19 protein-coding genes are annotated in these 23,393 nt (G+C 69.6%); 15 read left to right on the forward strand and 4 right to left on the reverse strand.

Translation table 11 applies throughout. From position 1 onward, the window contains the following. Nucleotides 1-49: 49 nt before the first annotated feature. A complete protein-coding gene (locus tag HQK15_RS03995; RefSeq protein ID WP_173490109.1) occupies nt 50-487 on the forward strand; it encodes an HNH endonuclease in 438 nt (145 codons plus the stop codon). A gap of 16 nt (nt 488-503) precedes the next feature. Here HQK15_RS03995 and HQK15_RS18975 read toward each other — a convergent pair whose 3' ends face one another. Further along, entirely contained in the window at nt 504-1,385 is an 882-nt protein-coding gene (locus HQK15_RS18975) for a siderophore-interacting protein (protein ID WP_173490110.1), read from the reverse strand. A gap of 172 nt (nt 1,386-1,557) precedes the next feature. Here HQK15_RS18975 and HQK15_RS04005 point away from each other — a divergent pair, with 172 nt between their 5' ends. After that, nucleotides 1,558-2,604, forward strand: a complete 1,047-nt coding sequence (locus tag HQK15_RS04005) for a lipid II:glycine glycyltransferase FemX (RefSeq protein WP_437340238.1) — start codon at nt 1,558-1,560, stop codon at nt 2,602-2,604. A gap of 16 nt (nt 2,605-2,620) precedes the next feature. Next, nucleotides 2,621-3,652 (forward strand): alanine racemase, encoded by a 1,032-nt coding sequence (locus HQK15_RS04010; protein ID WP_173490112.1) that lies wholly within the window; start codon nt 2,621-2,623, stop codon nt 3,650-3,652. A gap of 12 nt (nt 3,653-3,664) precedes the next feature. On the opposite strand, the gene HQK15_RS04015 is transcribed toward HQK15_RS04010, so the two are convergent. Next, on the reverse strand, nt 3,665-5,857 hold the full coding sequence (locus HQK15_RS04015; RefSeq protein ID WP_173490113.1) for a transglycosylase domain-containing protein: 2,193 nt from the start codon (nt 5,855-5,857) through the stop codon (nt 3,665-3,667). Between the two features lie 190 nt (nt 5,858-6,047). Between HQK15_RS04015 and HQK15_RS04020 the strand changes: the two genes are divergently transcribed. Together HQK15_RS04020 and HQK15_RS04025 are read left to right on the forward strand one after the other, a co-directional pair. After that, nucleotides 6,048-6,641, forward strand: a complete 594-nt coding sequence (locus HQK15_RS04020; protein WP_173490114.1) for a PadR family transcriptional regulator — start codon at nt 6,048-6,050, stop codon at nt 6,639-6,641. A gap of 22 nt (nt 6,642-6,663) precedes the next feature. Beyond that, nucleotides 6,664-7,743: an inositol-3-phosphate synthase gene (locus HQK15_RS04025; RefSeq protein WP_173490115.1), complete on the forward strand. Its 1,080-nt coding sequence runs from the start codon at nt 6,664-6,666 to the stop codon at nt 7,741-7,743. A 52-nt stretch (nt 7,744-7,795) separates the two neighbouring features. On the opposite strand, the gene HQK15_RS04030 is transcribed toward HQK15_RS04025, so the two are convergent. After that, the gene (locus HQK15_RS04030) at nt 7,796-8,392 is read right to left on the reverse strand and encodes a TetR/AcrR family transcriptional regulator (RefSeq protein ID WP_173490116.1); all 597 of its coding nucleotides are present in this window, start codon (nt 8,390-8,392) and stop codon (nt 7,796-7,798) included. A gap of 208 nt (nt 8,393-8,600) precedes the next feature. On the opposite strand from HQK15_RS04030, the gene HQK15_RS04035 reads away from it, so the two are divergent. The 6 genes from HQK15_RS04035 (at nt 8,601) to HQK15_RS04060 (ending at nt 15,379) form a co-directional block, all read left to right on the forward strand. Continuing rightward, nucleotides 8,601-9,380: an ABC transporter ATP-binding protein gene (locus HQK15_RS04035; RefSeq protein WP_173490117.1), complete on the forward strand. Its 780-nt coding sequence runs from the start codon at nt 8,601-8,603 to the stop codon at nt 9,378-9,380. Continuing rightward, a complete protein-coding gene (locus HQK15_RS04040) occupies nt 9,377-10,168 on the forward strand; it encodes an ABC transporter ATP-binding protein (protein ID WP_173490118.1) in 792 nt (263 codons plus the stop codon). Before HQK15_RS04035 ends, HQK15_RS04040 begins: the two co-directional genes overlap by 4 nt. Next, nucleotides 10,165-12,003, forward strand: a complete 1,839-nt coding sequence (locus HQK15_RS04045) for an AMP-dependent synthetase/ligase (protein ID WP_173490119.1) — start codon at nt 10,165-10,167, stop codon at nt 12,001-12,003. Before HQK15_RS04040 ends, HQK15_RS04045 begins: the two co-directional genes overlap by 4 nt. Further along, nucleotides 12,000-12,896, forward strand: coding sequence for a branched-chain amino acid ABC transporter permease (locus HQK15_RS04050; RefSeq protein ID WP_173490120.1), 897 nt, complete (start codon nt 12,000-12,002; stop codon nt 12,894-12,896). The genes HQK15_RS04045 and HQK15_RS04050 overlap by 4 nt, the downstream gene beginning before the upstream one ends. Further along, nucleotides 12,893-14,020, forward strand: coding sequence for a branched-chain amino acid ABC transporter permease (locus HQK15_RS04055; RefSeq protein WP_173490121.1), 1,128 nt, complete (start codon nt 12,893-12,895; stop codon nt 14,018-14,020). Before HQK15_RS04050 ends, HQK15_RS04055 begins: the two co-directional genes overlap by 4 nt. A 69-nt stretch (nt 14,021-14,089) precedes the next feature. Then, a complete protein-coding gene (locus HQK15_RS04060) occupies nt 14,090-15,379 on the forward strand; it encodes an ABC transporter substrate-binding protein (protein WP_173490122.1) in 1,290 nt (429 codons plus the stop codon). Between the two features lie 80 nt (nt 15,380-15,459). Here the strand turns inward: HQK15_RS04060 and HQK15_RS04065 are convergent, their stop codons facing one another. Further along, entirely contained in the window at nt 15,460-16,893 is a 1,434-nt protein-coding gene (locus HQK15_RS04065) for a CCA tRNA nucleotidyltransferase (RefSeq protein ID WP_437340239.1), read from the reverse strand. Nucleotides 16,894-16,960: 67 nt separating this feature from the next. On the opposite strand from HQK15_RS04065, the gene HQK15_RS04070 reads away from it, so the two are divergent. From HQK15_RS04070 to trxB, 4 genes are all read left to right on the forward strand, one after another. Then, nucleotides 16,961-19,021: a DUF6049 family protein gene (locus HQK15_RS04070; RefSeq protein ID WP_173490124.1), complete on the forward strand. Its 2,061-nt coding sequence runs from the start codon at nt 16,961-16,963 to the stop codon at nt 19,019-19,021. Continuing rightward, complete coding sequence (gene murJ / locus HQK15_RS04075) at nt 19,014-20,648, forward strand: murein biosynthesis integral membrane protein MurJ (protein WP_173490125.1); 1,635 nt, start codon at nt 19,014-19,016, stop codon at nt 20,646-20,648. Before HQK15_RS04070 ends, murJ begins: the two co-directional genes overlap by 8 nt. A 75-nt stretch (nt 20,649-20,723) precedes the next feature. After that, nucleotides 20,724-22,292: a protein kinase family protein gene (locus HQK15_RS04080; protein WP_173490126.1), complete on the forward strand. Its 1,569-nt coding sequence runs from the start codon at nt 20,724-20,726 to the stop codon at nt 22,290-22,292. Between the two features lie 92 nt (nt 22,293-22,384). Then, nucleotides 22,385-23,359: a thioredoxin-disulfide reductase gene (trxB, locus tag HQK15_RS04085; RefSeq protein ID WP_173490127.1), complete on the forward strand. Its 975-nt coding sequence runs from the start codon at nt 22,385-22,387 to the stop codon at nt 23,357-23,359. Nucleotides 23,360-23,393: the final 34 nt, after the last annotated feature.

Genomic DNA, 23,393 nt, shown 5'->3' on the forward strand with positions numbered 1-23,393 from the left:
TCTACGACTACGCTCTGCCTCAGGTTCTACCGTCGGAAGGCGGACCGGAATGGCCGAGTCATACGTCCTCGTGCTGAACGCGAGCTACGAGCCCCTGCAACGCGTCTCGATGCGCCACGCGATCAAGATGCTCGTCCGCGAGGTCGCCGTGATCGAGGAGGAGGCCGGCGGACGGTTCGGTCCGTTCCCGGTCCCCAAGGTGCTGCGCCTGGTGCGCTACGTCGTGACGCGGTGGATGCACCGTCGCTCGACGATGTGCACCAAGTCGGCGATCAAGGCCCGCGACAAGATGTGCGCCTACTGCGGCGGCCGGGCCGAGACCGTCGACCACATCCTGCCGCGCAGCCGCGGCGGTGCGTTGACCTGGGACAACGCCGTCGCCGCCTGCGTCCGCTGCAACCACCGCAAGGCCGACCGCACCCCGGCCGAAGCGGGCATGACGCTGCTCGTCACGCCGACCCAGCCGCAGTACGCCGTCGGCGCCTGACGCAGCGGCGACGCGGTCAGAGACCGACGGACTCGTAGATGTCGTCGAGCGCGTCGAGGTAGGCCCCCTGGTCGTCACCGACCTGCTGCTGCACCTCGGCCGACTTCTGCTCCACGACGGCGGCGACCTCCTCGTAGCGGGCGTTCCACTTCTCGGCCTCGATCTGCCAGTAGCCGCAGGTGTAGAAGTCGGCCTGCGGCCACTTCAGCTCGCGGCGCAGGTGGCGGCGCACCGCCCGGCTCGACCGGGCCTCGCCGGCGAGCCACACGTAGCGGTCGGACGCGGGGAGGTCGCGTGACGTGACGGCCTCGGCCAGTGCGTCACAGATGTCGGTCTCGCGTTCGACCAGCTGCCAGGTGAGGTCGACGTCGGCAGCGCTCGGCAGCGCGATCTCGTCACCGGGATCGGTCAGCACGACGTGGACGACGGCCTTCTGCTCCGGCGAGAGCCCCCGCAGGATGCGCGCGACGGCCGGCAGGCCGGTGATGTCGGCGACGAGCAGCTGCCAGCCGACGTCGGCGGGGGCCGCATAGAGACCGTGCGGCTCGATCAGGCCCACGGTGTCGCCGGGCCGGCAGGTGCGCGCCCACTCGGAGCCGACGCCCTCGTCGTGCAGCGCGATGTCGAGGTCGATGCGCGTGTCGCCCTCGACCACGCGGTGGTCGGAGATCGTGTAGACCCGGAAGTCGGGCTCGACCGCCCCCTCGGGATAGGTGATCGTCCACTTCTCGTCGATCACCGGCAGCGCGAGCTCGGCGCCGGCCGGCGGGATCAGCACGCGGACGTACTCGTCGGGGACGCCGGTGGACGCGTAGCCGTCCAGCCCGCCGAGCGTCACGGTCACGAGGTGCGCGGACAGCTGTCGTCGTCCGAGCACCGTCGCGGTGTACGTCTTCACAGTCGAACCCTTCCGTCGGTGACTTAGGCAAGCCTAACTGACTTGCCCGGCTGGCCCGACGGGCACTGGTTGGTAGCGTGGTGCGGTGACGTCAGCCCCCCTTCTCGGACCCCTTCGTGTCAGGCCCATCAGCGACGCGGAGCATCTCGACTTCATCCGCAGTCGCCCGTCCGTGAGCTTCCTGCAGACGCCCGCGTGGGCGGCCGTCAAGAACGAGTGGCGGGGCGAGTCGATCGGCTGGTTCGACGGCGACCGGCTCGTGGGCGCAGCACTCGTCCTCTACCGTCAGCTGCCCAAGATCAAGCGCTACCTCGCCTATCTGCCCGAGGGACCCGATATCGACTGGCACGCCGCCGACCTCGCGCGCTGGCTGACACCGATGGCGGCGCACCTCAAGCAGCAGGGGGCCTTCGGCATCCGGATCGGCCCGCCGGTCGTCACCCGCCGCTGGCACGCCGCGACGATCAAGCAGGCGATCGCCGACCCGGTGCTCACCACACTGTCGGCCGTGCCGGCCGACGTCAGCGACGACGCCGCCATCGCCGTCTCGACGTCACTCGCCTCGCTCGGCTGGAAGGAGCTGCCCACCGAGGGTGGCTTCTCCGCCGGGCAGCCGAAGTTCAACTTCCAGCTGCCGCTCGCCGGTCGCACCGAGGACGACGTCCTGGCCGGCATGAACCAGCTGTGGCGCCGCAACATCAAGAAGGCCGCCAAGGCCGGCGTCGAGGTCACGACCGGCACCCGTGACGACCTGCCGGAGTTCCACCGCGTCTATGCCGAGACGGCCGAGCGCGACCACTTCACGCCACGGCCGCTGTCGTACTTCGAGCGGATGTGGGACGCCCTCAGCGCCGAGGAGCCCGACCGGATCGTCCTGTTCCTGGCCCGTCACGAGGGCGACCTCGTCGCGGCGACGACGATGGTCCGCGTCGGCGAGCACGCCTGGTACTCCTACGGCGCCTCGACGACCGCCAAGCGTGACGTCCGTGGGTCCAACGCGATCCAGTGGCAGATGATCCGCGACGCCCTCGCCGCCGGCGCCACGACGTACGACATGCGCGGCATCACCGAGACCCTCGACCCGGACGACTCCCACGTCGGCCTGATCCAGTTCAAGGTGGGCACCGGTGGCGAGGCCGTGGAGTACCTCGGCGAGTGGGACCTGCCGCTCAACCGCGCGCTGCACCTCGGGTTCACCCAGTACATGCGGCGCCGATGATCAGGGGACGATGACCATGGGATTCGAGCTGGACGTCGACGCCACCCGCTGGCGTCACGGACTGACCGCGAAGGTCGAGAGCACGACGGGCCTCGTGCCCGTCATCAAGGGCAACGGCTACGGGCTCGGCCGCGACCTCCTCGCCGCCGAGGCCGGCCGGCTCGGCCTCGACACGATCGCCGTCGGCACCTACAGCGAGGTCCCCGGAGCGCTCGCCGCGTTCACCGGTGACGTCATGGTGCTGACGCCGTGGCGGCCGTTCTTCAGCGACGCCGTCCTCGACGACCGCGTGATCCACACGCTGGGCCGGGTCGACGACATCGCCGCGCTCGCCGCGGCCGCGCCCGGCGCCCGCATCCTGCTCGAGGGCGAGACCTCGATGGCCCGCCACGGCCTCGACCGCCACGAGCTCGCGGCCGCCGTCGCGGCGCTGGGCGACCTGACGGTCGAGGGCTTCGCGATCCACCTGCCGATGCAGGGCAGCAACTTCGCCGAGGCACAGAGCTGGGCGGCCGCCCTCGAGGCGTCCCAGGTCGAGGCCACGACGCTCTACGTCTCGCACCTGACCCCTGCCGAGCTGACAGCACTGCGCACCCACCGACCCCAGCTGGAGATCCGCCCCCGCATCGGCACCTCGCTGTGGCTCGGCGACCTCGGCGCGCTGTCGGTGCGGGCCACGGTGATCGACAGCCACCTCGTCGCGCGCGGCGAGCACATCGGCTACCGGCAGAAGCCCATGCCGCGCGACGGCACGCTGCTCGTCATCTCCGGCGGCACGAGCCACGGCATCGGCCTCGAGGCGCCCAAGGCGACCTCCGGCGTCGTCCAGCGTGGCAAGTCGCTGGCCAAGGGCGGCCTGGAGGCGGCCGGCTTCTCGCTGTCGCCGTTCACGATCGACGGCAAGCAGCGCTGGTTCGCCGAGCCGCCGCACATGCAGGCCAGCATGATCTTCCTGCCCGCCTCGGCCACCGCGCCCGAGGTCGGTGACAGCGTCGACGTCGCGGTGCGCTTCACCACCGCGACGTTCGACGCCGTCAACCTGCGCTAGTCGCCTGCCGGCCTAGTCGTTGCAGCCCGGGTCGAGCGGTCCGCACGGCTCCTGCGTCGGCGTCGGCTCGGTCGTCGGCGGGACGGTCGGCTGCGTCGGGGTCGGCGTGGGCTTGGGCGTCTGCGTCGTGCGCGTCGGCTTCGGCGTCGGCTTCTTCGTCGGCTTGGGCGCCGGCGGCTTGACGATCGTGCCCTTGGTGCTCTTGATGTTGGCCGCCGGCGGGAACGTGCCGCAGTCGGCCGGATCGAGGACACCGTTCATGTAGAGCGCGAACGTCTTGGCCGGGATCTGGCCACCGAAGAACGGGACCATGTAGTTCTCGAGGTCACCGTTGCCGTTCTTGCCCCGGTTGTACATGACCGCCGTGGCCAGCTTGGGCGTGAAGCCCGCGAACCACGACGACGACACGTGCTGGTCGTCGTCGGGACCGAACGTCGCCGTGCCCGTCTTGCCGGCGGTGGTGCACACCGTGCGGCCGTTCGAGCCCGTGCCGCCGGCACCGGAGTTGACGACCCGCTGCATCGCGGCGATGGTGTCGGCCGCGACGTCCTTGGGGATCGTCTGGTCGGTCTCGACCTTGTGCTTCAAGACGGTCTGGCCCGAGCTGTCCTTGACCCGCTCGACGACGTACCACTCAGCGCGCTTGCCGTCGGCGGCCAGCGTCGCGTAGGCGTTGGCCATGTCGACCGGAGCCACCGGGAAGTAGCCGAGCGGGGTCACCAGCGGTGCACCGGCCTCCTCGACCGGGTCGAGCACCCGCGACGGGATGCCGGCCTGCGAGGCGGCCTCGAGCACCTTGTTGGGCCCGTCCTCCATCTGGTCGACGAGGTCGACGAACGCGGTGTTGACCGACTTCTGGGTCGCGAACGCCAGGTCGACGCTGCCGAACGACTCACCGCCGCTGTCGCCCTGGTTCTCGGCGATCTGCTCGCCGTCCTTCATCAGGGGCGAGTTGCCGTTGAGCTTGGTCTTGAGGCTGTAGCCGTCCTCGAGCGCCGCGACGACCGCGAACGCCTTGAACGTCGACCCCGGCTGCGTGCCCGAGGTCGCCCAGTTGAGCTGGTTCTTGACGTAGTCGCGGCCGGCATACATCGCGCGCACCGCACCGGTGCCGGGCTGGACGGAGACGAGCGACTGTTGCAGCTCGGACGCGTCGGGGCGCAGCGCCTTGATCGACTCGATCGCCTTCATCTGGTTCTCGTAGTCGAAGGTCGTGATGATGCGCAGGCCCGAGCCGTCGAACTCCTGGTCGCTGAGGCCGAGCTCGGCCATGGCCTTCTCCTTGACCAGCTGCAGGAGATAGCCCTTCGAGCCGCTGAAGCGCGTGCTCTGCTTCTTCTTGATGACCTTCGGGATGCGGTCGTCGAACTTGCTCGCCTGCTCCTGCGTGATCGCGCCGGACTTGACCATGCCCGCGAGGACGTAGGAGAACCGCGGCTGGATGCGGTCCTGGGCACCCTCGGCGTAGGGGTCGTAGTAGCTGGGGCTGTTGATGACCGTCGCGAGCAGCGCGGACTGGGCGTAGTTGAGCTTGGAGGCGGGCTTGCCGAAGTAGGTCTGCGCTGCCACCTCGACGCCGTAGGCGCCGTTGCCGAAGTAGATCGTGTTGAGGTAGCCCTCGAGGATCTGCTTCTTGCTCAGCTGGTTGTGGATCTTGATCGAGAGGATGGCTTCCTTGACCTTGCGGGTGTAGGAGCGCTCCTGCGTCAGGTAGAGGATCTTGACGTACTGCTGCGTGATGGTGGAGCCGCCGGCCTGGACCGATCCGCTCGTGGTGTTGTCACGCGCGGCGCGGATGATGCCCTTGAGGTCGATGCCGCGGTTGGTGTAGAACGAGCGGTCCTCGGCGGCGATCGCGGCGGCCTGCATCGAGGCGGGGATCTGGTCGATCGTGATGCTCTCGCGGTCCTGCGTCGCGAACTCGCCGAGCTTGTGCTTGCCGTCGGAGTAGTAGACCTGCGTCGTCTGGGTCTGGAAGTCGGCGTTGGCGTCGGGGATGGCGATGGCGCGGTACAGCACGAAGAACGTCGCCGCTGCGGCCAGCACACCGGCCACACCGAGGAACGAGATCCACCGGATCGTCTTGGCCCACCAGGGGCCGCGTCCGCCGATCTTGCGCCCGATGGTCCTGAATCCGTTGCCGAAACGTCCGATGCCGCTCGTCTTCGCGGCCGTCGTGGTCGCGCGCTTTCGCTGTGCTGCCAAGGGTCCGTCTACCTCCATCGGGATCCATGAACCGGATCCGCCGTCGATCAAGTGTGCCGAACGTACCTGAGAGATGGGTAATCGCACGGGGTGTCCGTGTCGCGACTCACGTCAAGGGGTGGGTTGGTGGAGATGCCGTTTCGATGTATCGTCTCGATATAACAAACGGCACACATTGTCAGGACAGAGCATGACACGACGCGGCGCGGCCCTCGAGGTGGCGGTCCTTGGACTGCTCCACGATGCGCCGATGCACGGCTACGAGCTGCGCAAGCAGGTCAACGCCTTGCTGGGCTGGGGTCGCATCCTGTCCTACGGCACGCTCTACCCCGCACTGAAGGCACTCGGCAAGGCCGGCTACATCGTGGCCGACGAGACCGTGCTGCCCGAGACCAAGGGTCGGCGTGCCCGCATCGTCTACAAGCTCACGGCCGAGGGCAAGGAGCACTTCGCCCAGGCCCTCGAGGACTCCGGTCCCTCGACGTGGGACGACGAGACGTTCGGCGTGCGGTTCGCGTTCTTCGCGCGCACCGACGCCGCCTCGAGGGTGCGCATCCTCGAGGGTCGCCGGAGCCGCTTGGAAGAGCGGCTCGAGAACGTGCGCAAGGCCGGGCAGCGCAAGCGTGACCGCGCAGACTCCTACACCTTGGAGCTGCAACGGCACGGCCTGGAGTCAGTCGAGCGCGAAGTGAAGTGGCTGACCGAGCTGATCGACCGCGAGCGGTCGGGCGGATACCCCGACGCAGCCGCGGACGATCCGACAGACAACAACCCAACCGAGTGATGAACACAACGAAGGAGAACCCATGGGTTCGGTACGCGTAGCAATCGTGGGAGTCGGCAACTGCGCCACGTCCCTGATCCAGGGCGTCGAGTACTACAAGGACGCTGATCCCGAGGCAGGCGTGCCCGGGCTCATGCACGTCAAGTTCGGCGAGTACCACGTCAACGACATCGAGTTCGTCGCCGCGTTCGACGTCGACGCCAAGAAGGTCGGCTTCGACCTCGCCGAGGCCACCCAGGCCAGCGAGAACAACACGATCAAGATCGCCGACGTCGCCCCGACCGGCGTCATCGTCCAGAAGGGCAACACGCTCGACGGACTGGGCAAGTACTACCGCGAGACGATCGAGGAGTCGGACGCTCCCGCCGTCGACGTCGTGCAGGTCCTCAAGGACACGCAGGCCGACGTGCTCGTCTCCTACCTCCCGGTCGGATCGGAGGAGGCCGACAAGTTCTACGCGCAGTGCGCGATCGACGCGAAGGTCGCCTTCGTCAACGCCCTGCCCGTCTTCATCGCCTCCGACCCCGAGTGGGCCCGGAAGTTCGAGGACGCCGGCGTCGCGATCATCGGCGACGACATCAAGAGCCAGGTCGGCGCGACCATCACCCACCGCGTGATGGCCAAGCTGTTCCAGGACCGCGGCGTCGTGCTGGACCGCACGTACCAGCTCAACGTCGGCGGCAACATGGACTTCAAGAACATGCTCGAGCGCGACCGCCTCGAGTCCAAGAAGATCTCCAAGACGCAGGCCGTGACGTCCAACATCGACCACGACCTCGGCGCCAAGAACGTCCACATCGGCCCGAGCGACTACGTCCAGTGGCTCGACGACCGCAAGTGGGCGTACGTCCGCCTCGAGGGTCGCGCGTTCGGTGACGTCCCGCTCAACCTGGAGTACAAGCTCGAGGTCTGGGACTCGCCCAACTCGGCCGGCATCATCATCGACGCCATCCGCGCCGCGAAGATCGCCAAGGACCGTGGCATCGGCGGCGCCTTGCTGTCGGCGTCGTCCTACCTGATGAAGTCGCCCCCGGAGCAGCGTCCCGACGACCTCGGTCGCGAGATGCTCGAGAAGTACATCGCCGGCGAGGTCGAGCGCTGACCGCTCGCTGAGCAGAGGAGGGGCCCGGATCCAGCTGGATCCGGGCCCTTCGTCACGTCCGGAGCAGCGACTCCAGGCCGCGGCGCACCACCGTGGTCGCCGCGGTGACGTCGAGGCCGAGGTCGTCGCGCAGGGTCGTCCAGGTGGGCCAGCTCGTGGCGACGAACAACGACGAGAGGAGCAGCTCGCGATCGGCGCCGGCAGCGTCCAGCTCGGTGGCGAAGGTCGCCTCGAGGTCGTCGGTCGCGCGTCGGACGTGGGCGGCGCGGCTGGCCTGCAACGCCGGGGAGAACGGCTCACCGAGCGCCGCGGACCGTGCGGCCGGGGCGAGGTGCTCGAGCCGCGGAACTCGCTGCTGCAGGTGCTCGTCGATGCGACGGTCGAGCGGGAGCGCGGGGTCGACCTCCCGGTGCAGCGCGGCGTCGGCGTCGAGCCAGTGCGCCGTGGTCGCCACGAGCACGGCCTCGAGGTCCTTGAAGTTGAGCCAGAGGGTCCGCAGCGAGATGCCGGCCCGCTCGGCGATGAGCTTGCCGGTCGGCTTGAGCACGCCTGAGCGCAGCAAGTCGGCGTGCGCCGCCACGATCGCCTCGCGGGTGCGCTCGCCGCGCGCGATGCGACCGTCCGTGTTGTGCCTGCGGCCATCGTCCATGGGTCCACCTCTCGTCCGCACCGTATCCAGATCCGGGTCCAGGTGTTGACGTCGACCCGATCAACCTACACTCTGGGTGCATGAATCTGGAGACCTGGATCACACCGGGGCGGAGTGCGGCCCATCTGGCTGCCCCTCGCAACGTCCATCGACATGTGACTCAGGTCACGCGTAGGCTCCCCGCCAGACCGATGGGGACGGGTGATCCATGCTGCAGGTGAAGAATCTGGAAGTTGTCTACAACGACGTGATCCAGGTCCTCCGTGGCGTGAGTCTCGATGTCCCGCAGGGGTCCATCGTCGCGCTGCTCGGGGCCAACGGCGCCGGCAAGACGACCCTCCTGCGGGCGCTCACCGGGCTGCTCGACGTGCACGACGGCCGCGTCACCAAGGGCCAGGTGCTGCTCGACGACACCGCGATCCACACCTGGAACGCGCCGCGCATCGTCAACGCGGGCCTCGGCCAGGTGCTCGAGGGACGCCGCGTGTTCAGCGAGTTCACGGTGGAGGAGAACCTCCGCGTCGGTGGCCACACCCGCTCCAGCGGGCTCGCCGAGGGCATCGAGGAGGTCTACGAGCTCTTCCCGGTCCTGCGGGAGCGCCGCAAGCGCACCGCGGGCTACCTCTCCGGAGGCGAGCAGCAGATGCTCGCGATGGGTCGCGCGCTCGTGGCCGAGCCCACCTACCTCCTGCTCGACGAGCCCAGCCTCGGGCTCGCCCCCAAGATCGTCCAGCAGATCAAGGAGATCGTCGTCGAGATCAACTCCCGCGGCACCACGGTGCTGCTCGTCGAGCAGAACGCGACCATGGCGCTCTCGATCGCCCAGCACGGCTACGTCATGGAGCACGGCAAGGTCGTGATGGACAAGCCCGCGGCCGAGCTGCTGCAGGACGACGACATCCGCGACTTCTACCTCGGTCGGGGCGAGCTGGCCACGTCGTACCGCGACGTCAAGCACTACAAGCGCCGCAAGCGGTGGCTCTCATGAGCACGCCGGTCGTCTCGGTCCAGGACGTCGAGCTCAACTTCGCCGGGGTCAAGGCCCTCAGCGGCGTCAGCTTCGACGTCCACGACAACGAGCTGTTCGCGATCATCGGCCCCAACGGCGCCGGCAAGACGTCGATCTTCAACGTGCTGTCGGGCGTCTACCGTCCGCAGGTCGGCAGCGTCACGTTCCTCGGCGACGACCTGCTGGGGCGCAAGCCGCACGTCATCGCCGGGCTCGGCATGGCCCGCACCTTCCAGAACATCGAGCTGTTCGAGAACCTCGACGTCGTCGACAACCTCATGCTCGGCCGCCACCACCACGTCGGCTACGGCTGGCCGTCGGCCGTCGCGTGGGTCGGCCGGGCCCGCCAGGCCGAGGTGCGCAACCGGCGCCGGGTCGAGGAGATCATCGACTTCCTCGAGATCGAGGCCTACCGGCGGATGCCGGCCGGTCTGCTGCCCTACGGCATCCAGAAGCGCATCGAGCTGGGCCGGGCGCTCGCGATGGAGCCGCGCCTGCTGCTGCTCGACGAGCCGGTCGCCGGCATGAACGGCGAGGAGACCGAGGACATGGCGCGGTTCATCCTCGACATCCGCAGCGAGCTGGGCATCCCGATGATCCTCGTCGAGCACGACATGGGCCTGGTCATGGACCTGGCCGACCGGGTCATGGCGATGGACTTCGGACGGCCCGTCGCCACCGGCCTCCCGGCCGAGGTGCAGGCCGACCCCGAGGTCATCCGGGCCTATCTCGGCACGCCCGACGTCGACCTGGAGGAGGGCGCATGACCGCACAGACCTCGCTGCCCCAGCGGATCCGCGCGCGGGCGACGTCCACGCCGGGCGGCATCGCGATGCGCGAGAAGAACCTCGGGCTCTGGGAGCCCGTCACCTGGGCCGACTACTGGGACGCCGCGTCGCTCGTGGGCCACGCCCTGCTGTCGCTCGGCGTCGAGCCCGGCGACCGCGTCGCCGTGCACAGCGAGAACCGCCGCGAGTGGCTGTTCTGCGACATCGGCATCACCGCGGCCCGGGCGGCGACCGTCGGGCTCTACCCGACCAACCCCGCCCCCGAGGTGCGGCACGTGCTGGCCGACTCCGGGTCGCGCCTGCTCGTCGTCGAGGACCAGGAGCAGCTCGACAAGGCGCTGGAGGTCTCGGCCGAGCTGCCCGCCCTGGAGCACCTGGTCTATCTCGAGCCGCGCGGCATCGTCGGCCGCTACGACGACCCGCGGCTGATGTCGTGGGAGGCCTTCCTCGCCCTCGGCGCCGAGCACCGCGCAGCCCATCCGGGCGCGCTCGAGGCCCGGACCGACGCGGTGCGCAGCGACGACCTCGCGACGCTCGTCTACACGTCCGGCACCACCGGGCCCCCGAAGGGCGCGATGCTGACGATGGGCAACATCGAGTTCGTCCTGCAGACGCTCGAGGACGACGGTGCCTTCATCGACCCGCCGGCCGGCGAGAAGGACCAGGTCGTCTCGTACCTGCCGCTGTGCCACGTCGCCGAGCGGGTCTTCACGACCTGGTACAACGCCGGGCTCGGCACGCAGGTCAACTTCGCGGAGTCGATCGACACCGTCCAGCAGAACCTGCGCGAGGTGCAGCCGACGCTGCTGTTCGGCGTCCCCCGCATCTGGGAGAAGCTCGTCGCCGGCGTGCAGATCCGGATGTCCGGGGCGTCGCGGCTCAAGCGGGCCAACTTCGCGGTCTGGATGAAGGTCTCGCGCTGGATCGGCCGCACGCTCGTCGCGCGGCAGGGGCGACACACCGCCGCGACCCGCATCGCTTACGCGGTCGGCTGGGTCATGCTCTACCGCCCCCTGCGCGAACGACTCGGCCTGTCGAAGGTCAGGTATGCCGCGTCGGGCGCCGCACCCATCTCGCCCGAGGTGCTCGAGTTCTTCATGGGGATCGGGCTGCCGATGTACGAGGTCTACGGCATGACCGAGAACAGCGCGATCGCCACCGCCAACGTCAAGGGACGCGTGCGGGTGGGCACCGTCGGCGAGGTGCAGCCGGGCACCGAGCTGCGCATCGACGAGACCGGCGAGATCCTCACGCGTCACGCCGGCACGTTCGCCGGCTACTGGAACAACCCCGAGGCGACCGCCGCCGCGATCGACGCGGACGGCTGGCTGCACACCGGCGACGTCGGCGAGTGGGTCGACGGCACGCACGTCAAGATCACCGACCGGCTGAAGGACATCATCATCACCGCAGGCGGCAAGAACATCTCTCCCAGCGAGATCGAGAACAGCCTCAAGGCGTCGCCCTACATCAAGGAGGCCATCGTCATCGGTGACCGGCGCAAGTACCTCACCGCCCTGATCGGCATCGAGCTCGACACCGTCGGCAGCTGGGCCCAGAAGCGGCGGCTGTCGTTCACGACCTATCGCGACCTGACCACCAAGCCCGAGGTCGTCGAGCTCGTGCAGGGCATCGTCGACGCGGCCAACGCCCAGCTCGCCGCGGTCGAGACGATCAAGGCGTTCCGGCTGCTGCCCAAGGAGCTCGACCACGAGCAGGGAGAGCTGACCGCGACCCAGAAGGTCAAGCGATCGGCCATCACCGCACAGTTCGCGGACGACATCGAGGGCATGTACGCCGGGGCGGCCTCATGACCGACTTCCTGCAGGCGATCGTCAACGGGTTCAGCCAGGGCTCGATCTATGCACTGCTCGCCCTCGGCTACGTCATGATCTACAAGGCGACCCGGGTGATCTCGTTCGCCCAGCCCGCCCTGATGATCGTGGGCGGCCTCTTCTCCTACCACTTCACCAGCGAGCTGGGCCTGCCCTTCTGGGTCGGGATGGCGCTGGGCATCGTGTGCGGAGCCGTCGTCGGCATGATCGTCGAGCGCCTCGCGCTGCGGCCCATGCTCGGCAAGCCGGTCTTCACCCTCGCGATCATCACGATCGGCGTCGACATCGTGCTGCGCATCATCTCCAACCGCTACATCGGCGTGCAGTCGCGCATCATCGACTACCCCAACGGCAGCGACCGGGTCAGCGTCGGCGGCGTCTCGATCTCGCAGCAGCGGATCGGGCTCATCGCCGTCACCACGGTCGCCGTCATCGCCCTCGCGCTCTTCTTCCGCTACTCGCGCACCGGGCTCGCGATGCGGGCGACGGCGCTCGACCAGGAGACCGCGCTCGCCCAGGGCATCCGGGTCGGCGCGGTGTTCGCGCTGGCGTGGGCCATCGCCGGTGGGCTCGCGGCCATCGCCGGGACGTTCGTCGCCGCCGGCAACGCGGGCATCGAGCAGACCAGCTGGATCATCGCGCTCAAGGCGCTGCCCGCCATCATCATCGGCGGTCTCGACTCGGTGCAGGGCGCCGTCATCGGCGGGCTCGCCGTCGGCATCGTCGAGGCACTGACCGCCACGTTCCAGCCCGACGTCGCCCCGTGGCTCGGTGCCAACTTCTCCCTCGTCGCCCCGTACGCGCTGATGTTCGTGGTGCTGCTGGTCAGACCCTATGGACTCTTCGGCACCAAGGAGGTGGAGAGGGTATGACCTCCCGACTCCGCGGACGGCCTCTCGTCCGCACCAGCTATGCGCAGGACATGGCGCTGCTCAACACGCCGGCCAAGCGCCGCTCGACGATCGCGCTGATCGTCGTGTCGTTCCTGATCCCGTTCATGGTCACCGACGACCTGCTGCTCGTGCTGACGCTCGGCATGATCTCGGCCGTCGGCGCGATCGGCCTCAACCTGGTCACCGGCTATGCCGGGCAGGTCTCGCTCGGTCACGCCTTCTTCATAGGTCTCGGTGCCTACACCGGAGCCGTGCTCGGCGGCGACACCGACGCCGCCGTCACGGGCTACGGCCTGCCGATCTACGTGTGGCTGCCGGCAGCAGGCGTCGTCGCGGCGGTCGCCGGCCTGCTGGTCGGCCCGATCGCGGTGCGGCTGCGCGGGCTCTACCTCGCGATCGTCACGCTGGGCCTGGTCTTCCTGGGCGACCACATCTTCCGGGAGGCCCGCACCCTGACCGGTGGGCCCGGCGTCGGCCGCCGGGGCCCCGACCTGGTCATCTTCGGCATCGACATGGGCGAGAGCGGCGTCGTGCTCGGCCTCGACCTCGCGCGGGAGCAGCGACAGTTCCTCATGGCGCTGGTGTTCCTCATCATCTTCGCCGTCCTGGGACGCAACATCGCCCGGTCCGGCGTGGGTCGCGCCTTCTCGGCGATCCGCGATCGTGACGTCGCGGCGGCGGTGATCGGCGTCGACCTCACGAAGTACAAGGTCATGGCGTTCGCGATGTCGTCGTTCTTCGCCGGCGTCACCGGCGCCCTCTACTACGCCGTCGTCGGCGTCTTCGAGCCGAGCGCGTTCGGGCTGCTGCTGAGCGTGCAGTACCTCGCGATGATCCTGATCGGCGGCGTCGCGACGATCTCCGGGGCGATCATGGGCGCGATCTTCATCAGCTCGCTCGGACGCATCTCCGGCGAGATCGCCCACGTGCTGCCGTTCATCAGCGAGTCGTCCGGCTCAGGTGGCCTGCTCTCGGTGTTCCAGCTCGAGGCCATCCTCTACGGCGTCCTGATCATCGTCTTCCTGATCTTCGAGCCACGGGGCCTGTTCGGCATCTGGACCCGCGTCCGCAACTACTGGAAGGGGTGGCCCTTCTCCTATTGACCCTGTCCTGACGTCCGCCGCTCCTGCGGCACAGCACCCGCACCCCGACTCACCGAAGGAACTGATCAGATGAAGCTCCACCCCCACGCCGTACGCGCGTCCGTCGTGATCGCCGCGACCGCGCTCGTGCTCAGCGGCTGCCGCAGCAGCAGCGACTCGGGCTCCGGGTCCAGCCCCGGCATCAGTGACGAGCCGTGTCCGCAGGCCGTCAACAAGGACAACGGGTGCATCTCGCTCGGCGTCATCTCCGACCTCACCAAGGGACCGTTCGCCCCGCTCGCCGTGCCGATCACCGACGCGCAGAAGGCGTTCTGGAAGAAGGTCAACGAGGACGGCGGCGTCGGCGGCTACGACATCGACGTCACGTCCAACATCGCGGACGCGGAGTACAACCCGGAGATCCACAACCGCAAGTACCAGGAGATGAGAAAGGACATCCTCGCCCTCGGGCAGACGCTCGGGTCGTCGCAGACCCTCGCGATCCTCGAGGACATGAAGTCCGACGACGTCATCGGCCTGCCGGCCTCGTGGAACTCGGCGTGGGAGTTCGAGGACCAGATCCTGGAGAGCGGCGCCAACTACTGCTTCGAGGCCATGAACGGCGTCGACTGGGCCGTGGCCAAGCGCGGCGTGAAGGGCACGGTCGTCGCGGTCGGCTACCCGGGCGACTACGGAGGCGACGCCGCCGCTGGCGTGGAGGCAGCGGCGAAGGCCAACAACCTGAAGTTCGAGAAGATCGAGACTCCTGCCGGTCAGGACAACCAGGCCGGGGCGATCGCCGCGATCCTCAAGCAGAAGCCGGCCCTCGTCGTCGTGACGACCGGTCCGGCCGAGATGGCCACGATCGTCGGTGGCGCCGCCTCGCAGGGATTCACCGGCACCTTCGTCGGCTCGAGCCCGACGTGGAACCCGGCCCTGCTGAAGTCGCCGGCCGCTCCGGCCCTGGAGAAGCTGTACTTCCAGGCCGGACCGTGGGGACCGTTCGGCACCGACACGCCGGGACACCAGGCCATGCGCGACGCGCTCGGCGACGTGACGCCCAACGACGGCTACACCGCCGGCTGGGTGTGGAGCTACCCGCTGCTCGCGGCGCTCAAGAAGGCCGACGCGGACGGCGGCATCACCCGTGAGAGCCTCGTCGCCGCGGCCAAGGAGCTGACCGAGGTCGACTACGAGGACATGCTCCCGGCCGAGGCCGGCGCCACGAAGGGCGAGCCGTCGGAGGTGGCGTTCAGGTCGAGCGTCATCAGCAAGGTCGACAAGACCGCCCCGACCGGCGTCGCGATCGAGCAGGAGCTGACCACCGGGCCGACCGCTGAGGCGTACGACTTCAGCAAGCCCTGCTTCAGCCTGCAGTAGCCACTGCCGGACCACTCGCGAGAGGGTTGTCGTCCCCGAGGGGCGGCAACCCTCTCGTCATGTGCGGAGGCGGTGGCCGGTCAGTCGCGGGCGGCCCAGAAGGCCCGCAGCGCCTCGGTCGCGTCGGCCTCGCTGAGCGGGCCGCGGTCCATCCGCAGGTCGAGCAGGAAGCGATAAGCCTCGCCGACCTCGGGCCCAGGCCCGATGCCCAGGATCGCCATGATCTGTCCGCCGTCGAGGTCGGGCCGGATCGAGCCGAGCTCCTCCTGCTCGGCCAGCACCGCGATCCGCTCCTCGAGCTCGTCGTAGGTGCGCTGCAGGCGCAGGGCCTTCTTCTGGTTGCGCGTCGTGCAGTCGGCCCGGGTGAGGATGTGCAGCCGCTCGAGCTGGTCGCCCGCGTCGCGGACGTAGCGGCGGACGGCCGAGTCGGTCCACTCGCCCGACCCGTAGCCGTGGAACCTCAGGTGCAGCTCGACGAGCAGCGCCACCTTGTCGATCAGGTCGTTGCTGTAGCGAAGGGCCCGCATGCGTTTGCGGACGAGCTTGGCCCCCACGACGTCGTGGTGGTGGAACGTGACCGTGCCACCGTCCTGGAAGCGCCGGGTCTTGGGCTTGCCGATGTCGTGCAGCAGCGCGGCCAGGCGGATCGTCAGGTCGGGCGCCTGGTCGAGACGTCCCTCCAGCGCGACGGCCTGCTCCAGGACGATCAGCGAGTGCTCGTAGACGTCCTTGTGCCGGTGGTGCTCGTCGCGCTCGAGGATCAGCGCCGGGAGCTCGGGCAGCATCTGCGCGGCGAGACCGGTGCCGACGAGCAGGCGCAGGCCCGCGACCGGGTGGGGGCTGGTGATGAGCTTGTTGAGCTCGTCACGGACGCGCTCGGCCGAGACGATCTCGAGACGGCCGGCCATCGCCGTCATCGCGGCCTCGACGTCGGGCGAGGCGGTGAAGCCGAGCTGCGCGACGAAGCGCGCCGCACGCATCATGCGCAGGGGGTCGTCGCTGAACGACTGCTCGGGCGTGACCGGTGTGCGCACGAGCCGCTTCTCGATGTCGTCGAGTCCGCCGAAGAGGTCGACGAACTCGAGCGAGGGCAGCCGGATCGCCATCGCGTTGACCGCGAAGTCGCGGCGCGCGAGGTCACCGTCGAGGGTGTCGCCGAACATCACCTCGGGCTTGCGCGAACCCGCGTCGTACTCGTCGCTGCGGTAGGTCGTGATCTCGAGCTGGTGATCGCCCTTGCGGACGCCGATCGTGCCGAACTCACGGCCGATGTCCCACACGGCGTCGGCCCACGAGGCGACGATCGACTCGATCTGGGCGGGACGCGCGGACGTCGTGAAGTCCCAGTCGTTGCCGGGCCGCCCGAGCACGGCGTCACGCACCGGTCCGCCGACGATCGCGAGCTCGTGGCCGGCAGCCTCGAACAGCACGCCGAGCTCGGCCAGGAACGGGTGAGCGGCAATCGAGGCGTCGATCCTGGCCCGACGGTCAGGGGTCAGCGGGGACGTGGGCACGGGGACATACTCTATCGGCCGCACTGGCGTCCCCATGCCCTGCGGGACGGACGTCTAGCATGTTCGGGTGAGCAGCCCCCGTCGCACGATCCTCTTCGCGCTGCTCGCGACGCTTCTGGGTGCGCTCCTGGTGCCACAGGCGCCGGCCGTCGCGGCCGACGACGACCCCGACATCACGGTGGCGATCCGCTCCCTGAGCCCCAGCCGGCTGGCGCCCGGGTCCAACGTCACGATGACCGGAACGGTCACCAACCGCAACGAGCAGACCTGGAGCGCGGTCCAGGCCTACCTGGTCATCCCGGCGTCGCCGTTCACGACCCGCGCGCAGATCGACGAGGCCGTCTCCAACGGTGACTCCTACACCGGCGTGCGGGTGGTCGACGTCGGCACGTTCGACGAGCTCGGCGACCTCGCCCCCGGACAGTCCCACCGCTTTCGCATCACCGTTCCCTACGAGCAGCTGGGCGTCACCGGCGCCGAGGGGGTCTACCCGGTCGGCGTGCAGATCCTCGCCACCGACGACAACGGCATCCGCAGCCCGGAGGCCGTGGCCCATGCCACGACGTTCCTCCCCCTGATCTCCTCCGACCAGGACCCGGTGCCGACGTCGATCCTCTGGCCCTTCCTGATGCCCGACTACCGCGGGGCCGACGGCACCTATGCCAAGCCGACCCAGCTGCTGCGCTCGGTGAGCGCCGGGGGCCAGCTGCGCAACCTGCTCGACCTCGCCTCCAGCTCCAACGGCGGGGCCACGGCGCTGGTCGACCCGGCGCTGCTCGTCGGCGTCGACGACCTCGCCAACGCACGTCACCTGCCGAAGGATGTCGAGATCACCGACGACCAGAAGGCCGAGGCCGCGACCTTCCTCACCGACCTGTTGACGTTCGCCCGGTCGACCAGCCCGTGGGTCCTCGACTACGACCGTCCCGACGTGCTGGCGCTGTCGCAGAACTCCGACCTGCGGCGTCCCCTGCGAGCGGCGATCGACCGCGTGACCGACTCGGTGCTGGCGAAGTACCAGCTCAGTGGTCGGCGGGTCTCGTGGCCGACCCGCGACGGGGTCACCCGCGGTCTGCTGACGAGCCTGCGCGGCAACGGCGACAGCCCGGTGATCGTCAACGCCGCCTCACTGCCGGACTGGGAGCCGCGGCTGGGATCGCTGGTCAAGTACACCTCCGCGAGCGGACCGCTGCCCCTGCTGGTCAACGACGTGCTCGACGCCGACATGCCGGGCCCTGACACCGTGCTGACGCTGCGTCAGCGCGTGCTCAGCGACGCGGCGCTCGCGGTGCTGGAGCGGGCGATCGACCCCGACTCGCGCGCCGACTCCGTCACGATGGTCGACCCGCAGTGGGACCCGGGCGCGCGGTGGGCGACCGGTCAGCTCCCGGCCGCGTTCACCGCTCCGTTCACCCGCGGCGCGAGCCTCGACTCCGTGCTGACCCGGCCCCTCGCGGCCTACACGGGTGACGTGCCGACCGCGGCCAAGGCCCGCCCCCTGTCACGGGCCCAACTCGCCGAGGCGTCGGAGATCGTGTCGAAGGGCGCCACCCTCAGCTCGGTCATCTCGCAGTCCGACGCGGTCGACGACGCCCTGGCCCGCAAGGTCGCCGGTGTCCTCGGCGTCCGCTGGCGTCTCGACCGCTCCACCGGCTTCGCGCTCGCCGCGGCCCAGTCCCGCCAGACCGGTGCCGAGCTCGACAAGATCTCGATCGAGGCACCGCCGTCGGTCACGCTCTCGAGCTCCAAGGGCGGCTTCCCGCTCACGATCCGCAACGACACCGGCGAGGAGATCCGCATCGGGGTCGACCTCGACTCCAGCAACCCGGCTCTGGCCATCCCGTCGGTCGGCTCGGTCGACGTCGCCGCGGGCGAACGTCGCACCCTCACCGTCCAGGTCGACCTCGGGCGGCAGCGGACGACGTTCCTCACCGCCCGCCTCACGACCGCCGACGGCAAGGACGTCGGGTCGCCGACGACGTTCAAGGTCCGCTCGAGCAGCATCGGCACCGTGCTGTGGGTCGCGATGGGGCTGGCGGCGCTGTTCGTCCTTGCCACCCTGGTGCGCCGGTTCCACCGTCGACGCGTCCGCATCACGTCCGAGCGCCTCGCGGACGACGATGACTGACCAGTCGGTCGCCCGGGCCAGCGCCTGGATGGCGCTCGGCACGATCGTCTCGCGGGTGACGGGGTTCCTGCGGCTCATCCTGCTGGCCTGGGTCATCGGTGTGGCCCTGAACGCCGACCTCTTCGAGGCGGCCAACACGATCCCCAACGCGCTCTACATCCTCGTCGCCGGCGGCATCTTCAACGTGGTCCTGGTGCCGCAGCTGGTCCGCGCCATGAAGAACGACGACGACGGCGGTGACGCCTACGCCAACCGCGTCATCACCCTCGGCGCGCTGGTGCTCGGCGTCGCCACGGTCCTGCTGACACTGGCCGTGCCGTGGCTGATGCGCCTGGTCTTCGACGACCGGTTGTTCACCGAGCAGCTGCAGACGCAGCGGGAGTCCGCCGAGCTGCTGATGATGCTCTGCATGCCGCAGGTCTTCTTCTACGGCGTCTTCGTGCTGGTCGGTCAGGTGCTCAACGCCCGGGCACGGTTCGGCCCGATGATGTGGGCACCGATCGTCAACAACGTCGTCGCGTGCTCGGTGATCCTGGCCTACTACGTCTTCTTCGGCGCCAGCAACGCCCGTGACGGCTTCACCACGTCCGAGGCGCTGCTGCTGGGCCTGGGCTCGACGGTGGCGATCGCGCTGCAGGCGTTGATCCTGCTGCCCTACCTGCGGAGCGCCGGCTTCCACTACCGGCCGCGGTTCGACTTCCGCGGTGTCGGGCTGGGGCACACGCTGCGCCTGGGCACGTGGACGCTGCTGTTCATCCTGGTCAACCAGATCGCCTACTTCGCGATCACCCGCATCGCGACGAGCGCCAACCTCGAGGGCGCCGTCGATGGCAAGCCGGCAGCCGGTCTCGCGGTCTACAGCATTGGGTTCCTGGTCAGTCAGCTGCCGCACGGCGTCATCACGGTCTCGCTGGCCACGGCCATCATCCCGACGCTCGCCGCCCTCGCCAACGAGGGACGCTACGACCGCTTCCGGCTCGAGCTCGGGCGCACGGTGCGCACGTCCCTGGTGATCATCGTGCCGCTGGCCGTCGCGGTGGCATGCCTCGCGCTGCCGGCCACGGCGATCGCCGGCGCCGTCGGCTCACTCGGCGGCAACACCGTCGCGATCGGCCACACGGTGCAGGCGTTCGCGCTCGCCATGATCGCGTTCACGATCCACTACATGATGCTGCGCGGGTTCTACGCCAACGAGGACACCCGCACGCCCTTCTTCATCCAGCTGGTCATCTCTATCGTCAACATCACCGCAGCCGTCGTGCTCACGTCGATCGTCGAGCCCTACGACGTCGCGGCGGTGCTGGCGCTGTCCTACGGGTTGTCCTACGTCGTGGGATCGGTCCTGTCGGTCACGCTGCTCTCGCGCACGGCGGGCTCGGTGGTCGACCGGGAGATGATCGTCTTCGTCCGGCGGCTGGTGCTCGCCGTGGGCCTCGCTGCGTTCGTGACCCTCGGCGTGGCCCGGGGCCTGGACGTCGCCGGCCTCGAGCCGGCGCGCGCCCTCGGTGGGCTGGTCACGACGGTGGTTGCAGGCGCCGCGGGGGCCGTGACGTACGTCGCCGCTGCCAAGGTCGTCGGCCTCACGCAGCTCGCCCACCTGGTGACGTCTCTGCGTCGTCGCGGCTGATCGGCGCGGCTGCAGCGGTCGACCGGTCTAGCATGGTCACCAGCACGGGGATCGGGAGCTGGACGAGGTGAAGGCATGAGCGAGCGGAGACCGTTGGCCTCCGGGGACGTGCTCGCCCGCCGCTACGAGCTGCAGGACCTCGTGACCGAGAAGCTCGGCTCGAGCACCTGGCGCGCCCACGACAAGATCCTCAACCGCAACGTCGGGATCGAGATGCTCTCGAGCTCCGACCCTCGCGCGCACCACTTCCTCGACGCGGCCCGTGAGTCGACGGCCGTCACCGACCCGCGGTTCCTGCGGGTGCTCGACCTGATCCAGGACGAGCAGGGCCACCACCTCGTCGTCCGGGAGTGGGCGCGGGCCTTCCCGCTCGACCAGCTGCTCGCCCAGTCGTCCCTGCCCAACCGGCGCGCCGCCACGGTCGTGGCCGAGGTGGCCGAGGCACTGGCCCACGCGCACGAGCACGGCGTCTATCACCGGCGCCTGACCCCCCACCAGGTGCTCCTCAAGCAGTCCGGCGCGGTCCGGGTCGTGGGTCTCGGTGTCGCGACGGCGCTGGCACCCGTCGGCCGCCAGGACACCCTCGCGGAGCTGCAGGAGTACGAGCAGCTCGACGTGCAGGCCCTCGGCAAGCTGCTCTACGCCTGCCTGACGAGCCGTTGGCCCGGAGCGCACGTCGACGGCCTGCGCGCCGCACCCACCGAGCACGGCCGGCTGCTGCGTCCCCGTCAGGTCCGTGCCGGTGTGTCGCGCGACGTCGACACCATCGCCGACCGCATCCTCGGCACCCCTCCCCGCCACCACGCGACGCCCCTGCGCAAGGCCGCCGACATCGCGCGCACGCTGCGCCTGTCGGGCGAGGACGACGACCTCACGGACGACCAGCCGAGCCTCGCCGGGCTCTCGTCGCCCGACCTGCTGCGTCTCGACCCCGTCATCGTCCCCGGGGGCCCGCCGCCCGGCCTCGAGCCGCCTCGACGTCGCCCCAAGGCCTACGAGCCGGCCCCGCCGACGACCTTCGAGCGCGGACGCGCCCGCGCCAGGCGCGCCGCCAAGGGCGATCGAGGACTCGTGCTGCTCGGCGTCGTCGGCACCCTGCTGATCCTGTCGCTGCTGGCGTTCCTGGGCAGCCGATCCGCGACGCCCTCGTCCGACCCGATCGACTCCTCGTCGCCGGTGCGGATCCTGCCCGTCCAGCGGGTCATCGACTTCGACCCCCAGGGCGAGGACGGACGCGAGAACCGCGAGCTCACGCCGCTGGTGATCGATGGTGACCCGGCGACGGGGTGGCGCACGTCGACCTATCTCGGCAGTCCCGAGCTCGGGGGCCTCAAGGACGGCGTGGGCGTCGTCCTCGACCTCGGCGGGGTGCGTGAGGTGACGTCGCTGCGCCTGCGTCTGGCCGGCGACCCGACCGACCTCGCCGTCTTCGTCGCCGGCGACGAGATGCGGCGCACCCCACGCTCGCGCAGCGGCCTGACGCAGGTCGCGACCCTCGAGGGTGCCGCCTCCGACGCGAGCATCTCGCTGCCGGCCGACACCGTCACGCGCTACGTCGTGGTGTGGCTGACGTCGCTGCCGGAGATCGGTCCGGGCGAGTTCCGCGGAGAGATCCAGGACGTGGTGGTCAGGGGCCGATCCTGACCGGCGTCTCGCGGTGTCCGGGGAATGCGCAGCGCCTAGGATGAGTTGAGACATAGACCCCGCCAAGAAGCCCCTCGACCAGAAGGTTCGGCATGAGCGACACCGTCCGCAACGTCATCATCATCGGTTCCGGCCCGTCCGGCTACACCTCGGCGATCTACGCCGCACGCGCCAACCTCGAGCCGCTCGTGTTCGAGGGCTCGGTCACCGCCGGTGGCGCCTTGATGAACACCACCGACGTCGAGAACTTCCCCGGCTACCCCGACGGCATCATGGGCCCCGACCTCATGGACAAGCTCCGTGCCCAGGCCGAGCGGTTCGGCGCTGAGCTGGTCACCGACGACGTCACCTCGGTCGACCTGTCCGGTGACATCAAGACCGTGACCCTCGGCGACGGCAGCACCTACTCGGCCAAGGCCGTCATCCTCGCGATGGGCTCGGGCTACCGCAAGCTCGGCGTCGACGGCGAGGACCGCCTGTCCGGACACGGCGTCTCGTGGTGCGCGACGTGCGACGGCTTCTTCTTCCGCGAGCAGAACATCGTCGTCGTCGGCGGTGGCGACTCCGCCCTCGAGGAGGCCACGTTCCTCACCCGCTTCGCGACCAAGGTCACGATCGTGCACCGCCGCGACGAGCTGCGCGGCTCCAAGATCATGCAGGACCGCGCCCTGGCCAACGAGAAGATCGAGTTCGCCTGGAACTCCGAGGTCGCCGAGATCGTCGGCACCGACAAGCTCGAGGCCCTCGTCCTGCGCGACACCGTCACCGGTGAGACCCGCCGCCTCGACGCAACGGGCCTGTTCATCGCGATCGGCCACGACCCCCGCTCGGAGCTGCTGACCGGCCAGGTCGACCTCGACGACGAGGGCTACGTCCTGGTCCAGCCCGGCTCGACCGCGACCAACCTCACCGGCGTCTTCGCCGCTGGCGACCTGGTCGACCACACCTACCGCCAGGCCATCACCGCTGCCGGCACCGGCTGCGCCGCGGCCCTCGACGCCGAGCGCTACCTCGCCGATCTCGACGACGCCGGACAGCCTGCGCCGTCCGCGGCGCTTGTGGAATAACCCGTACGCACACCTGTTGAACTGACCACAGACC

The sequence above is a fragment of the Aeromicrobium stalagmiti genome (assembly GCF_013283745.1).
GTDB lineage: Bacteria > Actinomycetota > Actinomycetes > Propionibacteriales > Nocardioidaceae > Aeromicrobium > Aeromicrobium stalagmiti.

What these genes read in the sequence shown, in the direction of transcription:
- HQK15_RS04050 (WP_173490120.1), top strand. Translation starts at nt 12,000, where the DNA reads ATGACCGACTTCCTGCAGGCGATCGTCAACGGGTTCAGCCAGGGCTCG.
- HQK15_RS04060 (WP_173490122.1), top strand. Translation starts at nt 14,090, where the DNA reads ATGAAGCTCCACCCCCACGCCGTACGCGCGTCCGTCGTGATCGCCGCG.
- HQK15_RS04025 (WP_173490115.1), top strand. Translation starts at nt 6,664, where the DNA reads ATGGGTTCGGTACGCGTAGCAATCGTGGGAGTCGGCAACTGCGCCACG.
- HQK15_RS04020 (WP_173490114.1), top strand. Translation starts at nt 6,048, where the DNA reads ATGACACGACGCGGCGCGGCCCTCGAGGTGGCGGTCCTTGGACTGCTC.
- trxB (WP_173490127.1), top strand. Translation starts at nt 22,385, where the DNA reads ATGAGCGACACCGTCCGCAACGTCATCATCATCGGTTCCGGCCCGTCC.
- HQK15_RS04035 (WP_173490117.1), top strand. Translation starts at nt 8,601, where the DNA reads ATGCTGCAGGTGAAGAATCTGGAAGTTGTCTACAACGACGTGATCCAG.
- HQK15_RS04040 (WP_173490118.1), top strand. Translation starts at nt 9,377, where the DNA reads ATGAGCACGCCGGTCGTCTCGGTCCAGGACGTCGAGCTCAACTTCGCC.
- HQK15_RS04045 (WP_173490119.1), top strand. Translation starts at nt 10,165, where the DNA reads ATGACCGCACAGACCTCGCTGCCCCAGCGGATCCGCGCGCGGGCGACG.
- HQK15_RS03995 (WP_173490109.1), top strand. Translation starts at nt 50, where the DNA reads ATGGCCGAGTCATACGTCCTCGTGCTGAACGCGAGCTACGAGCCCCTG.
- HQK15_RS04010 (WP_173490112.1), top strand. Translation starts at nt 2,621, where the DNA reads ATGGGATTCGAGCTGGACGTCGACGCCACCCGCTGGCGTCACGGACTG.
- HQK15_RS04030 (WP_173490116.1), bottom strand. Translation starts at nt 8,392, where the DNA reads ATGGACGATGGCCGCAGGCACAACACGGACGGTCGCATCGCGCGCGGC.
- HQK15_RS04080 (WP_173490126.1), top strand. Translation starts at nt 20,724, where the DNA reads ATGAGCGAGCGGAGACCGTTGGCCTCCGGGGACGTGCTCGCCCGCCGC.
- murJ (WP_173490125.1), top strand. Translation starts at nt 19,014, where the DNA reads ATGACTGACCAGTCGGTCGCCCGGGCCAGCGCCTGGATGGCGCTCGGC.
- HQK15_RS04055 (WP_173490121.1), top strand. Translation starts at nt 12,893, where the DNA reads ATGACCTCCCGACTCCGCGGACGGCCTCTCGTCCGCACCAGCTATGCG.